The sequence below is a fragment of the Bradyrhizobium guangzhouense genome (genome assembly GCF_004114955.1).
GTDB classification, from domain to species: Bacteria; Pseudomonadota; Alphaproteobacteria; order Rhizobiales; family Xanthobacteraceae; genus Bradyrhizobium; species Bradyrhizobium guangzhouense.
In genome coordinates, this window is the sequence record NZ_CP030053.1 from 2,890,070 (window position 1) to 2,905,694 (window position 15,625).

Consider the following 15,625-nt stretch of genomic DNA (forward strand, 5'->3'; position numbering starts at 1 on the left):
TTTGCACAGATGGGGGAGTGAGATGTCCGACATCGGATCCTGGTTCAGCCGGAAAGCTGGCGCTTCGCCTTCACGGGACTCGCAGCCATCCGCGACCAAGCCACGCCGGCGGCGCAGCGGCATCATGTTGCTCGAGCCGCGCATGATGTACGACGGCGCGGGAGCGGCGACGGCCGCGCACCACCATCATCATCACGATGCCGGCGCCGACCACGGGGCCCCGGCGGCGACTGGCGCAGCCTCCGAATCCAACACGGCGACCGGGACGCCGTCACCGGCCGCGGGCAACGGATCCGGCACCGACCAGCACGGGCACGGCGGAACGAATTCCGGCGAGCCGCGCGCGCATGTGGTCACCTGGGTCAAGGATCCCACCGAGATCGTCTTCATCGACGCCCAGGTGCCCGATGCGCAAGTCCTGGCGCAAGGCGCCAAGCCGGGCGTCGAGGTCGTGATGCTCGATGCCAACGGCGATGGCGTCAAGCAGATCGCCGACTTCCTCGCCCGCCATCCCGATCCCAATCTGACCACGATCGACATCGTTGCCCACGGCGCCGATGGCATGATCCAGCTCGGCAATACGATTCTGTCTTCGAGCAATATCGGCTACTACGAGAGCCAGCTGGCGGCGATCGGCAATGCCATGAAGTCCGGCGGCACGATCCAGATCTTCGGCTGCGACGTTGCGCAGGACGCGACCGGCGACATCTTCCTCGCTCAATTGTCCGCCGCTACCGGCGGTGCCAACATCGACGGTTCGTCGCATCTGGTCGGTGCCGCCTCGAAGGGGGGAAGCTGGACACTGAATGTGCAGCTGAACGGCGGCCATGGCTCGGCTGCAGCGGCGACGACGCCGTTTACCGATGCCGCGCTCGCCAGCTATGCCGACGTCCTGCCGGATCAGATTTTCATCACCTCGACCAGCACGGCGGGGTCGGAGGTCACGTCGGACAACACGGGGACGGCCAACAACAGTGCCTCACTGACCGTGACCGGAACATTGATCGATCCCACCTATATCGCCGTGGATGCGGCGCATGGGGTGTTCTACGTGGTCGACTTCGAGCACGCCGGCAGCACGGCCAGCGAGCAGGCGATCTATGTCGGCGCGATCAACGGCACGCTGGCCGACGGTCACAAGGTGGACAAGATCTTCAGCACGCCCGCGGCCGACAATAACCTCTTCGGCGGCATCGCGCTCGACGCTACCACCAACACGCTGTACTTCGCTCAAGGCGGGCTGAATGAGTACGATCCCAACAATCCGAACGCCCATACGCTCGACCAGATCAACGGCATTTTCAGCCTCAATCTGAACAACCTCAATCTGAGCAGCGTGTCGGGACCCGGCACTCTCAGCGAAACCCTCGTGGCTTACGGTCCCAATCTCGGCATCTTCATGGATATTGCCGTCGATCCGGTCAATCACAAGGTCTATTTCATCGACGACAGCACCGGCGCGGACAAGAACACTTTCGCCGGCAATCCCAATACGTCGGCGACCAACGACATCTATGTTGCCAGCACCACCGGCGGGCCGAACCTGGCGACCTCGATCCTGCATCTGGCGTCATCAGACTCGCTCAATGGCGTCACGCCGGTCGGTTATACGCAGGGCTTCCTGAGCGGGATCGCGCTCGATGTGACCAATCAGACTCTGTATTTCTCGACTTGGGACCAAAACTATTCGATCTCGACCGGCGCAGCCGGCACCGATAACGTCTACAAGGCATCGGTGTCCGCGTTGGGCACGACCATTACCGGCGCGAACGTCTCGACGGCGCTGTTGTACTCCACGGCAAGCGTGGGCCAGCCGTCCGAGCTCAAGGTCGACGTCAGCAGCGGCCAGCTCTTCATCCTGAACCGGGCCACCACCAGCTCCGGGAGCGGTAGCGAGCAGGGCTCGGTCTTGGTCGGATCGGTCAATGGTGGAACCGTCACCAAGATTTTCCAGCCGGCACAATCGACCACGGGCGATCCGGTCATCACCAATCTCGCGCTCGATGCCGCTCCGGTTCTGACCGCGAGCGGCGCGACGACGACCTACACCGAAGGGTCGAGCGCCGATCATTTCGAAACCAGCGCCGGCATTACAACGCTGTCCGACCCGGGCGAGTTGCTTACCGGCGCGACCGTACAGATCGGCGCCGGCTTCGACGCCAACCACGACAGCCTGAACTTCAGTGCTCAGAACGGCATCACCGGCATCTATAGTGCCAGCACCGGTCTCCTCACGCTGTCGGGCCTTGCCTCGGCGTCAGCCTATGCGACGGCGATCGATTCCGTCACCTTCAGCACCAACAGCACCAGCGCGACCCAGCGCGCCATCAGCTTCACCGTCACCGACAGCGTGGTGACGAGCAATTCGGTCACCGATCACGTCAACGTCAATGTCCCGCCGACCTTCGGCAGCGTGGGCAATACGGCCCAGTTCTACCAGAGCACCGGAAACCCGGTGCTGCTCGACAGCGCGATCGCGGTCACGGACGCCAGCAATATCAGCAGCGCGACGGTGACGATCGGCAGTGCGGCCAGCGGTGACACGCTGACGATCAATGGGACCACCAGCGGCACGATCGGCGCCATCACTTATTCGTTCTCCGGTGCGACGTTGACCCTGACGGGGTCTGATTCAGCAGCGCATTATGCGGCTGCCCTTGCGGCGGTCACATACGGATTCACGGGCGATCCGACCATCGGCGGCACCGACAAGGTCCGCACCATCTCCTGGTCGGTTACCGACGTCAATGGATTGAGCAGCGCCGGCGGCGCCAGCACGACGCTCGACGTGTATGCGACGCCTGTCGTCGTCATCGGCGCCAACAGCCCGACACCGACGGTGACGTCGACCAGTGGTCCGGTGGTGGCCGACCCTGGACTGACGATCACCGACAATAACGGCAGCAATTTCGCCACGGCCGCCAGCAACGCGACGGTGGTGATCAGCGGCGGCTTCCAGACCGGCGACACGCTGAGCGACAATGGTGTCAGCAATGGCGGTCTGGTGACGGGCACCAACATTCATGCGAGCTACGACAGCACCACGCATACGCTCACGCTGAGCGGCGCCGATAGCGCTGCGAACTACAAAACGGCTCTGGAAGAGGTGCAATTCAACGTCGCCGGCACGAACGCAGGCACGCGCACGCTGACCTGGCAGATCAATGATCAGGCCGGCGGGCACACCAACGCCAGCGTCGCGGTCACGAGCACGGTCGATGCCGCCTTCGTCAACCAGGCACCGACGGCGACGGTGCCGGGTACGAATTACGGCGCGACCGAGCAGGTCAACCTGTCGCTGAAGGGCACCGGCCTGTCGGTCGGCGACGTCGACGGCGGCAGTGGGATCGAGACGGTGACGCTCTCGGTCGGCGAGGGCATCCTCACCGGCAGCGCCGGCGGCAGCGGCATCAGCATCGTCAGCGGCAACGGCACGTCCTCGCTGGTGATCTCCGGCACCATCGCCCAGCTCAACGCCTTCCTGGGCGCGGGCGGGGCCAGCACGCTGGTTTATAACGACAACACGGACACTCCGAGCGCCAGCACGACGCTGACGCTGGCCATCAACGATGGTGGCAACACCGGCACGGGTAGTCCGCAATCGGCGAGCGCCTCGGCGACCATCGACATTACCGCGGTCAACGATGCGCCGGTCGCCTCTGTTCCGGGCGGCCCTTACAGCGCGACCGAGCAGACCAGCCTCGACCTGAAGAACACCGGTCTGTCGGTCGGTGACGTCGACAGCCTCGGCGGCAGCGAGACCGTCACCTTGTCGGTGACCGAGGGGACGCTGACGGTCGCCGCCGGCACCAGCGGCGCCACCGTCTCGAACAGCGGCACCTCGACGGTGACCATCACCGGCACGATCTCCGAGATCAACGCGCTGCTGAACAGCGATGCGTCGAGCGCGGTCAGCTACATCGACGGCAGCGACAATCCGAGCGCCAGCGCCACGCTGACGCTTGGGATCAACGACAACGGCAATACCGGCACGGGCAGCGCGCAGTCGGGCAGTGCGTCGGTGGCGATCGACATCACCGCGGTCAATGACGCGCCGACGGCATCCGCGCCGGGCACGCATTACGGCGCGACCGAGCAAGTCGACCTCTCGCTGAAGGGCACCGGATTGTCGGTCGGCGACGTCGACGGCGGCAGCGGCATCGAGACCGTGACGCTCTCGGTCGGCGAGGGCATCCTCACCGGCAGCGCCGGCGGCAGCGGCATCAGCATCGTCAGCGGCAACGGCACGTCCTCGCTGGTGATCTCCGGCACCATTGCCCAGCTCAACGCCTTCCTCGGCGCGGGCGGCGCCAGCACGCTGGTCTATAACGACAACACGGACACGCCCAGCGCCAGCACGACGCTGACGCTGGCCATCAATGACGGTGGCAACACCGGCGGCGGCGCGCTGACGGCGAGCGCCTCGGCCACGATCGACATCACCGCGGTCAACGATGCGCCGGTCGCCTCTGTTCCGGGCGGCCCTTACAGCGCGACCGAGCAGACCAGCCTCGACCTGAAGAACACCGGATTGTCGGTCGGTGACGTCGACGGCCTCGGCGGCAGCGAGACCGTCACCTTGTCGGTGACCGAGGGGACGCTGACGGTCGCCGCCGGCACCAGCGGCGCCACCGTCTCGAACAGCGGCACCTCGACGGTGACCATCACCGGCACGATCTCCGAGATCAACGCGCTGCTGAACAGCGATGCGTCGAGCGCGGTCAGCTACATCGACGGCAGCGACAATCCGAGCGCCAGCGCCACGCTGACGCTTGGGATCAATGACAACGGCCACACCGGCACCCCCGGTGCTCAGACCGGCACTGCGTCGGCGACGATCGACATCACCGCGGTCAACGACGCGCCGACGGCATCCGCACCGGGCACGCATTACGGCGCGACCGAGCAAGTCGACCTCTCGCTGAAGGGCACCGGATTGTCGGTCGGCGACGTCGACGGCGGCAGCGGCATCGAGACCGTGACGCTCTCGGTCGGCGAGGGCGTCCTCACCGGCAGCGCCGGCGGCAGCGGCATCAGCATCGTCAGCGGCAACGGCACGTCCTCGCTGGTGATCTCCGGCACCATTGCCCAGCTCAATGCCTTCCTGGGCGCGGGCGGCGCCAGCACGCTGGTCTATAACGACAACACGGACACGCCGAGCGCCAGCACGACGCTGACGCTGGCCATCAATGACGGCGGCAACACCGGCGGCGGCGCGCTGACGGCGAGCGCCTCGGCCACGATCGACATCACCGCGGTCAACGATGCGCCGGTCGCCTCTGTTCCGGGCGGCCCTTACAGCGCGACCGAGCAGAGCAGCCTCGACCTGAAGAACACCGGTCTGTCGGTCGGTGACGTCGACGGCCTCGGCGGCAGCGAGACCGTCACCTTGTCGGTGACCGAGGGGACGCTGACGGTCGCCGCCGGCACCAGCGGCGCCACCGTCTCGAACAGCGGCACCTCGACGGTGACCATCACCGGCACGATCTCCGAGATCAACGCGCTGCTGAACAGCGATGCGTCGAGCGCGGTCAGCTACATCGACGGCAGCGACAATCCGAGCGCCAGCGCCACGCTGACGCTTGGGATCAACGACAACGGCAATACCGGCACGGGCAGCGCGCAGTCGGGCAGTGCGTCGGTGGCGATCGACATCACCGCGGTCAATGACGCGCCGACGGCATCCGCGCCGGGCACGCATTACGGCGCGACCGAGCAAGTCGACCTCTCGCTGAAGGGCACCGGATTGTCGGTCGGCGACGTCGACGGCGGCAGCGGCATCGAGACCGTGACGCTCTCGGTCGGCGAGGGCATCCTCACCGGCAGCGCCGGCGGCAGCGGCATCAGCATCGTCAGCGGCAACGGCACGTCCTCGCTGGTGATCTCCGGCACTATTGCCCAGCTCAACGCCTTCCTCGGCGCGGGCGGCGCCAGCACGCTGGTCTATAACGACAACACGGACACGCCCAGCGCCAGCACGACGCTGACGCTGGCCATCAATGACGGTGGCAACACCGGCGGCGGCGCGCTGACGGCGAGCGCCTCGGCCACGATCGACATCACCGCGGTCAACGATGCGCCGGTCGCCTCTGTTCCGGGCGGCCCTTACAGCGCGACCGAGCAGAGCAGCCTCGACCTGAAGAACACCGGTCTGTCGGTCGGTGACGTCGACAGCCTCGGCGGCAGCGAGACCGTCACCTTGTCGGTGACCGAGGGGACGCTGACGGTCGCCGCCGGCACCAGCGGCGCCACCGTCTCGAACAGCGGCACCTCGACGGTGACCATCACCGGCACGATCTCCGAGATCAACGCGCTGCTGAACAGCGATGCGTCGAGCGCGGTCAGCTACATCGACGGCAGCGACAATCCGAGCGCCAGCGCCACGCTGACGCTTGGGATCAACGACAACGGCAATACCGGCACGGGCAGCGCGCAGTCGGGCACTGCGTCGGCGACGATCGACATCACCGCGGTCAACGACGCGCCGACGGCATCCGCACCGGGCACGCATTACGGCGCGACCGAGCAAGTCGACCTCTCGCTGAAGGGCACCGGATTGTCGGTCGGCGACGTCGACGGCGGCAGCGGCATCGAGACCGTGACGCTCTCGGTCGGCGAGGGCGTCCTCACCGGCAGCGCCGGCGGCAGCGGCATCAGCATCGTCAGCGGCAACGGCACGTCCTCGCTGGTGATCTCCGGCACCATTGCCCAGCTCAACGCCTTCCTGGGCGCGGGCGGCGCCAGCACGCTGGTCTATAACGACAACACGGACACGCCGAGCGCCAGCACGACGCTGACGCTGGCCATCAATGACGGCGGCAACACCGGCGGCGGCGCGCTGACGGCGAGCGCCTCGGCCACGATCGACATCACGGCGGTCAACGACGCGCCGACGGCGTCCGCGCCGGGCACGCATTATGCCGCGACCGAACAGGTCGTCCTGTCGCTGAAGAACACGGGCCTGTCGGTCAACGACGTCGATAGCCTCGGCGGCATCGAGACGGCGACCCTGTCGGTGACCGAGGGTACGCTGACGGTGACATCAGGCACCAGCGGCGCCAGCGTCTCCGGCAGCGGCACCTCGACCGTGACCATCACCGGCACGATCTCGGAGATCAACGCGCTGCTTGCCACTGACGGCGCCAGCACGGTGAGCTACATCGACAATACGGACACTCCGAGTGCCAGTGCGACGCTGACCCTGGCCGTCAACGACAACGGCAACACCGGCACGGGCGGCGCGCAGACCGGCAGTGCGTCGGCCACCATCGACATCACGGCGGTCAATGACGCGCCGACGGCATCCGCACCGGGTATCCATTACGGCGCGACCGAGCAAGTCGACCTGTCGCTGAAGGGCACCGGCCTGTCGGTTGGCGACGTTGACGGCGGCAGCGGCATCGAGACCGTGACGCTCTCGGCCGGCGAGGGCATCCTCACCGGCGCGGCTGGCGACAGCGGTATCAGCATCGTCGGCGGCAATGGCACATCCTCGCTGGTCGTGTCCGGCACGATCGCCCAGCTCAACGCCTTCCTCGGCGCGGGCGGCACCAGCACGCTGGTCTATAACGACAACACGGACACTCCGAGCGCCAGCACGACATTGACGCTGGCGATCAATGACGGCGGCAACACGGGCACCGGCGGTGCATTGTCGGCGAGCGCCTCGGCGACGATCGACATCAAGGCGGTCAACGACGCGCCGACGGCGTCCGCACCGGGCACGCATTATGCGGCGACCGAACAGGTCGTCCTGTCGCTGAAGAACACGGGCCTGTCGGTCAACGACGTCGACAGCCTCGGCGGCATCGAGACGGCGACCCTGTCGGTGACCGAGGGCACGCTGACGGTGACATCAGGCACCAGCGGCGCCAGCGTCTCGGGCAGCGGCACCTCGACCGTGACGATCACCGGCAGCATCAAGGAGATCGACGCGCTGCTGAACACTGACGGCACCAGTGCCGTCAGCTATGTCGACACCAACCATAACCCAAGCCCCAGCGCCACGCTGACGCTTGCGATCAACGACAACGGCAATACAGGCACGGGCGGCGCAAAGACGGCGAGCGCATCGGCCACCATCGACATCACCGGCGTCAATGATGCGCCGACAGCGTCGGTTCCGGGTGCGCATTACAGCGCGACCGAACAGGTCAACTTGTCGCTGAAGAACACCGGCCTTTCGGTCGGCGACGTCGATGGTCGCACCGGCATTGAGACCGTGACGCTCTCGGTCGGTGAAGGCATCCTCACCGGCGCCGTCGGCGACAGCGGTGTCAGCATCGTCAGCGGCAACGGCACGTCCTCGCTGGTGGTGTCGGGCACCATTGCCCAGCTCAATGCCTTCCTTGGCGCCGGCGGCACCAGCACGCTGGTCTACAACGATAACACCGACACGCCCGCTACCAGCACCACGCTGACGCTGGCCGTCAACGACAACGGTCACACTGGCACCGGCGGTGCGCTTTCGGCGAGCGCATCGACCACCATCGACATCATCGCGGTCAATGATCCGCCTGTCATCACCGCGGGCAATACACTCCACTACGACGCGAACAACGGCTCCGCGGTCCCGCTGGATGCTGCTGTGACCGTGTCCGACGTCGATAGCGGCCATCTCACCGGTGCGAGCGTCGCGATTACTGGCAATTTCGCTGCGGGCGACAAGCTGAACTTCGTGAACCAGTTCGGCATTACCGGCAGCTACAACACAACGACAGGCGTCCTCACGCTGACCGGGGCGGATACGCTCGCGCATTATCAGCAGGCGCTGGCCAGCATCACCTTCAGCTCGACCACGCAGAAGAACGATCCGAAGACCGTGACGTGGACCGTTACCGATCTCGACGAGACCTCGCCGAACCACGCCACGACTCCGCTGGATGCGACTTCCGCGACGACCACGACGACCATCGATATCAGGGGCCGGCTCGTCCCGCCGCCCCATCATGGTGACGACGACCACCATGGTGATAGGGGGCACGGTGACGACGACCACGGTCACGACGGCGCCTTCGGAATGGTGACCTCGGTGACCGGGGGAGGCTTCTTCTTCACGCCGGCCTCGACGATCTATGTCAGCCACGCCGACATTCAGGTGGCCCTGGGCCCGAACGACAATTTCGATCTGCAGGTGCCGCTGCTGGCTCTTGCGTCGGCGCTGGACGGCGATGTGGTGGCGATCGACGCGCGCCTCCCGGATGGCCGTCCGCTGCCGGACTGGCTGCACTTCGACGGCGGCACCGGCAAGCTCGCCGGATTGCCGCCGGCCGACATCGAGACCGGCAGCATCTCGCCCGACGACGGGACCGGCGCTCCGACCAAACCCGGCACGGGCGGTCCTGCGTTCAAGCTGGGCGACACCAAGCTGACGGTCGAGATCGTCGGATGGAGCTCGAAGGGCGACATGTCGATCCTGACCGTCACCATCGATCTCGCTCCGGGCAAGAACGGCACCGGCCTCGATCAGCCGCAGCGCCATGGCTGGCTCGGTCCGCGTGATGCCGGGCATCGCGTCGGCGGCCTCGAATCCGCACGACCGCATCTGGCGGCCGGTGCTCTTGATGGCGCAGCGGGCGCGCGAGCCGTGCCGGCCGGACGTGCCGGCCTGACGGCGCAGCTCAACGGCGCCGGCTGGCGCGCGATGCATGCCGACCGCATGGCGCTGCTGCAGAGCGTCAGCGATTCCGCCAGGCGGTGGCGGTGATCGCCAGGGAACGACCCGGGCCGGCCGCATGAGGCGGCCGCCTGACGCGATCCGGCGCGGCTGGGACTGACAGGATTCGGAGCAGAATCCTGAACCATCACGTGAGCCCTTTATCGATGAAACACGTCGCCGCGCCGAATCTCGAAGCACAATTGTTCGGCCTGAGCACTCTGGTGCAACTGGTCAAACGGGCGCGACATGCAGCCACGGTGCAGGAGCTCGGCTTTGTCATGGTCAATGAGACCCATGGCCTGGTGCCGTACCGCCAGGCCGTGCTGTGGCAGCGCGACGGCAACGGCCGCGGCAAGATTGCCGCGCTCTCCGGCATTCCCTCCGTCGAGCGCAACGCACCGTTCACGCTCTGGCTGAACCGGGTGATGTCCCACCTCGACCGGAACGAGCCGCCCGAGATCCGGCTCGTCGATGCGTCCAGTCTTCCCGGCGCAACCGGCGAGGAATGGTCGGAATGGCTGCCGGCCCATGGTCTGTGGGTGCCGCTTGCGACATCGAGCGGCCGCATTGGTGCGCTTCTCCTTGCCCGCGAGCAGCCATGGAACGAGACCGAGCGCCCGCTGATCCAGGAAATCGCCGACGGCTATGCGCATGCCTGGACAGGATTCCGCAGCCGCCGCCGGCTGTCTCTGGCCGCGCGCGTGCCCGGCGCGCACACGGCCATCAAGATCGCAGCAGCGCTGGTCTTGCTTGCGCTGTTGTGGGTGCCGGTGACCCTGACCGCGCTGGCGCCGGCTGAAGTGGTGCCGTTCCATCCGGCGCTGGTGCGCGCGCCCGTCGACGGCGTCGTGGATCATTTCGCCGTGCAGCCCAATGCCGAAGTGAAGGAAGGGCAGGTGGTGCTGGAGCTCGATCCGCGCACCATCCAGAACAAGCTTGACGTCGCCAACAAGGCACTGGCGGTCGCCGAAGCGGAATATCGTCAGGCCGCGCAGCAGGCCGTGTTCGACGACAAGAGCCGGACTCAGCTTGCCGTGCTCAGGGGGCGTATGGAGGAGCGGCGCGCCGACGTGACCTATGCCCAGTCGCTGCTGGGACGCATCCACGTCACCGCCAGCCGCGGCGGCATTGCCTTGTTCAACGATCCCAACGACTGGATCGGCAAGCCGGTCACAACGGGCGAGAAGCTGCTGGAGATCGCAGATCCCAACCAGGCCGAGCTGGAGATCTGGTTGCCGGTTGCCGACGCGATCAATTTCGAACCGGGGACGAAGGTCGAGTTCTTCCTGAACGTGTCGCCTGACGCGCCGCTCCAGGCGACGCTGCGTCAGGCGAGCTACGAGGCGACGTTGTCGAGCAGCAACGTGCTCGGCTACCGGCTCAAGGCGACCCTGACCCAGTCCGAGCATCTGCCGCGTATCGGCTTACGCGGCACGGCGAAGGTCTACGGCGATCGCGTGACGCTGTTCTATTTCCTGGCGCGCCGTCCGCTGGCGGCCGTCAGGCAGTTCCTCGGTCTTTGACATGGCGAACCCCTCCACGGCACGGCTGCTGCCGCTTCGCGAGGAGATCGCGATCTGTCCGGGGCCGACGGCGCTCGACGGCTCGCCGACCTGGACCCTGCATGATCCCGCCTGCAACCGCTTCTACCGTCTCGGCTGGCCGGAATTCGAAATGCTGTCGCGATGGCAGGCGGGTTCGATCGATGCGATCACTGCGCAAGTCAACGCCGAGACCACGCTGGCCGTGGATGCCGAGGAGGTGAGCGATCTCGCGCAGTTTCTCGTCGGCAGCAATCTGGTGCGATCGGCCGGCCCGCAGGCGACCGCGGCCCTGGTCCGCAAGGCGGAGCAGATGCGGGAGAGTATTGGGCACTGGCTCCTGCACAACTATTTGTTCGTGCGAATCCCGTTGCTGCGGCCGGACCGTTTCCTCAGTGCGACCTATCCCTATGTCCACTGGGTGCACAGCCGCGCATTCGCGCTGGCGATCGTGATGATCGGCGTGTTCGGCCTCTATCTCGTTGCCCGGCAATGGGACGCCTTCATCGGCACCTTCGTCGACCTGTTCTCGGTAACCGGCGCCATCTACTTCGCCATCACGCTCGGTGGGCTCAAGGTGGTGCACGAGCTCGGCCATGCCTATACGGCCAAGCGCTATGGTTGCCGCGTGCCGACCATGGGCGTGGCGCTGCTGGTGATGGTGCCCGTGCTCTATTCCGACGTGAACGAGTCGTGGATGCTGACGTCACGCCGCCGGCGCTTGGCGATCGGCCTTGCAGGCGTGACGGCGGAGCTCTGCTGCGCGGCGATCGCGCTGTGTGTCTGGGGCTTCCTGCCTCCGGGACCGGCCCGCAGCGCGGCGTTCCTGGTCGCCACGTCGACCTGGGTCACGACCGTCTTGATCAATCTCAGCCCGTTCATGCGTTATGACGGTTACTACGTGTTGTCGGATTGGCTGGAGACGCCCAATTTGCACACCCGCGCCTTCGCGCTGGCGCGTTGGTGGTTGCGGGAGACGCTGCTCGGCCTCGGCGATCCGCCGCCGGAGGCGCTGCCGGCCGGCCGCCAGACCTTTCTCGTCGTCTTCGCCTTTATCACCTGGATCTATCGGTTCTCGCTGTTCATCGGCATCGCCGTGATCGTCTACCATTTCGCCGTGAAGGCGCTGGGGATCGTGATGATGGCCGTCGAAATCGGCTACTTCCTGATCCGGCCGGTCGCCTCCGAAGGGTTAACCTGGTGGCGTCGGCGCCACGAGTTGCGATGGAGCCCGAAAACCCTGCTGACGGCCGCGATCGCGGCGGGCCTCGTCGGACTGCTGCTGGTGCCGTGGCGGTCGACCATCGAGGCGCCGGCGCTGCTGCGCAGCGTGCAGCGTATCGACGTCTTCGTGTCCGATGTCGGGGCGCGTGTCGCAACCATCGCGGTGCAGGACGGCGACGAGGTGGCCAAGGGCGCGCCGCTCGTGCGCCTAGTCTCGCCCGACCTCGACTACCGGATCGGACGGCTGAAATCCGAGATCGAGGTGCTGGAATGGCAGATGGCCGCCAAGGGCCTCGACGCCGATCTCTTGGCGCGCAGCCAGGTGACGGAAAGCGAATATGCCGCCGCATTGTCGGAATATCGCAGCCTGTCCGACGAGAAGGCGCGCCTCGACACCACGGCGCCGATTGCCGGCAAGGTCGTGGACCTCGTCGAGGGTCTTGCTCCCGGCGTCTGGATGCCGGCCAAATCGCGCCTGCTGTCGGTGATCGATCCGAAACAGGTGATGGTCGAGGCCTATGTCGATGAGGCCGATCTCGGCCGGATACGCGCAGGCGACCGCGCGACGTTCTACGCAGAGGCCGACAATCGCATCGAGGCGCAGCTGCGCGTCGTCGAGGTCGCCGGCGGCAGCGCGCACACGCTGTCCGACCCCTATCTCGCCTCCGTCTTCGGTGGTCCCATCGCCGTGCGCAGCCCGAAGCAAAACGAGTTGATTCCGGATCGAACGATTTATCGCGTCGTGCTGGCGCCTGATGGCGATGCGGTGACACCGAGCCGCGTGCTGCGCGGCCGCGTCGCGCTTTCGGGAGAGGCGGTCAGCATTGCGGCGCGGCTCTGGCGAACGCTGCTTGCCGTGGTCATCCGCGAAGCGAGCCCGTAAGCGACAGCGGCCTCACCGTCCGAGCCCGCCCTCGGGAATGCAGTAATTGATTGTAAATCCGGTCGAGCGCGAGCCATCGCGGCGCGTCGCGCAGCAATCCTGCACACGGAGCGCGGAGGTCGCATCGATGCAGTCCCGGTAGCGGGACCCCGTGACCACGCAGCTCGCCGCCTTCTCTCCGCTGCATTGATGCGTGCCGGAGGCCGAATAGGTGCGTAAGTCGAGTTGCGCTGCGACTCGACCGGGAAGCAGCGGCGTCAAGGCAAGCAATCCGATCAGGAGAGCCCGTCCCGCCATGGTGGAGCGTCGTTCGCGTGCATGTCGTTGAACCGCATTCATCTTCAGCCCCATCGCCGTTCAATATCGCAGGAATATGGGCAGCCGGCTGCGCCTGCACCAGTTGGTCGCCCGACTCTACCAAAGGTACCCAAACCATGCCGCCAATCGAGGGAACCAAACGCGCTCTGCCACTCTGACGCGATGTATTTTCATCGATGTGGCGGAATTGTCACATCCACAGGTTGAGGCGCCTGATAGTCTGCCTACAAAGAGATTCAATTAAGGGCAGCGGGGGCTCAACGTGACCATCTGTGGAAAACCGCGCCTGCCGTTGCGGCAGTTGCTGGCGGTTGTCACCACCATCCTGGTTGGGGGATGCTCCCTCGTTCCGCATCCGATGACGGATGATGAACGGGCTGCAGAACTGCAGATCGACACCGCCGCGATGTTCGCGGGACAGGAGCCCCTCAACCATCCGCTGACCTTGCACGAGGCCCTGGCACGCGCGCTCAAGTACAATCTCGATGCGCGTGTGAAAGTGATGGAGGAAGCGCTCGCCTCCGATGATCTCGATCTCTCCCGCTACGATCTGCTGCCCAAGGCCGGCTACAACGGCGCCTATCTCACGCGAAACAATGTCGACGGATCGTCGAGCCGCTCGGTCACGACGGGTGTGCAGACGCTCGAGCCATCGACCTCGACGGACCGCGACCGTCTCGTCGCCGATCTGACGCTGTCGTGGAATCTGCTCGACTTCGGCGTCAGCTATTTCAACGCGCGTCAACAGGCAAACCGGATCCTTGTCGTCGACGAGCAGCGGCGCCGGGTGACACAGAACCTGTTCCAGGACGTGCGGCGAGCCTTTTGGCGCGCCGCAGGCGCGCAGGTGCTGAACGCGCGAATCAAGTCGGCGATCCACGAGGCTCAAGGCGCGCTGACGAATTCCCGTCAGGTCGAGAAGGAGGGCCTGCGCCCGCCGGTCGATGCGCTGCGCTATCAGAAGGCGCTGCTCGATCTGTTGCGCCAGCTCGAAAGCGTGCAGCAGGTGCTGGCGATCTCGAAGACGGAATTGGCCTCGCTGATCAACCTGCCGCCTGGCCAGAACTATTCGCTGGCGGTTCCGCGCTCCCTTGCCGTGCAGCCGCTGCACGTGTCCATGGCGCGGATGGAAGAAACCGCGCTCATGCTCAACCCCGACATCCGGGAGCAGAGCTATCTGAAGCGAATCAGCGTCGACGAGGCGCACAAGGCGATTCTGAAGCTTTTGCCCAGCGCAAATCTGAGCTGGGGACCGAACTACGATAGCAACAGCTTTCTCGTGAACAACACCTGGACCGCCGGCGCGGTTCGCATCGGTGGCTATCTGAACAGCCTGATCCTGGCTCCGGTGACGCTCAGGCGGACCGACAATGCCACGTTGCTGGTCGACACGAGGCGCGAGGCGCTGAGCATCGCCACGCTGGCCAAGCTCCACATCGCCTATCAGCAATATCTGGCGGCGAGCCGCGACTATAGCCGCTCGACCGAGCTCGCCGACGTCGATCAGCGACTGTCGCAGCAGATCACCAACCGTACTGCAAGTGACGTGCAGGGCGATCTCGAGCGGATTTCAGCCGAGGTCAGCGCGGTGTTCTCCGAGCTGCGGCGATACCAGGCCTATGCGGAGGCGCAGGCTGCACTCGGACGAATCTATGCGACGCTGGGCGTCGATCCGGTGCCGAGCGCGGCCGCTTCCTACGACGTCATCGAGCTGTCCAGGGAGATCAGGCGCGGCATGCTGGAATGGCAACGTGGCCAGATCGCGGAGCCGGTGGCGGATGCGGGGCAGGGCGCCGCGCCGTCCGACGTGGCCAGCACGGCAACGGCCAATATCGCAACGGCCAAGCCAGAGACCGCCAAGTCGGAAACCGCCAAGTCGGAAACGGTGAAGTCGGAAGCCGCCAAGACCGTTTCGCCGAGCGCGGTGCCATCCAGTGTCGCCACCGCCACCACGGCTGCGCCGCCGGCCGCCGATCAGAAGATCGGTGTCAACTGAGCAGG

General features: G+C 66.0%; 5 protein-coding genes. 4 read left to right on the forward strand and 1 reads right to left on the reverse strand.

Annotated features, from left to right (window positions below; translation table 11 throughout):
• Positions 1-22 precede the first annotated feature (22 nt).
• From XH91_RS13930 to XH91_RS13940, 3 genes are all read left to right on the forward strand, one after another.
• Positions 23-9,706 (forward strand): DUF4347 domain-containing protein, encoded by a 9,684-nt coding sequence (locus XH91_RS13930; protein ID WP_128951123.1) that lies wholly within the window; start codon positions 23-25, stop codon positions 9,704-9,706.
• A gap of 116 nt (positions 9,707-9,822) precedes the next feature.
• Positions 9,823-11,181: an efflux RND transporter periplasmic adaptor subunit gene (locus XH91_RS13935; protein ID WP_128951124.1), complete on the forward strand. Its 1,359-nt coding sequence runs from the start codon at positions 9,823-9,825 to the stop codon at positions 11,179-11,181.
• Position 11,182: 1 nt separating this feature from the next.
• On the forward strand, positions 11,183-13,306 hold the full coding sequence (locus tag XH91_RS13940) for a site-2 protease family protein (RefSeq protein ID WP_128951125.1): 2,124 nt from the start codon (positions 11,183-11,185) through the stop codon (positions 13,304-13,306).
• Positions 13,307-13,318: 12 nt separating this feature from the next.
• On the opposite strand, the gene XH91_RS13945 is transcribed toward XH91_RS13940, so the two are convergent.
• Complete coding sequence (locus XH91_RS13945) at positions 13,319-13,603, reverse strand: hypothetical protein (protein WP_128951126.1); 285 nt, start codon at positions 13,601-13,603, stop codon at positions 13,319-13,321.
• Positions 13,604-13,886: 283 nt separating this feature from the next.
• On the opposite strand from XH91_RS13945, the gene XH91_RS13950 reads away from it, so the two are divergent.
• Entirely contained in the window at positions 13,887-15,620 is a 1,734-nt protein-coding gene (locus tag XH91_RS13950) for a TolC family protein (RefSeq protein ID WP_128951127.1), read from the forward strand.
• The last annotated feature ends 5 nt before the right edge of the window (positions 15,621-15,625 follow it).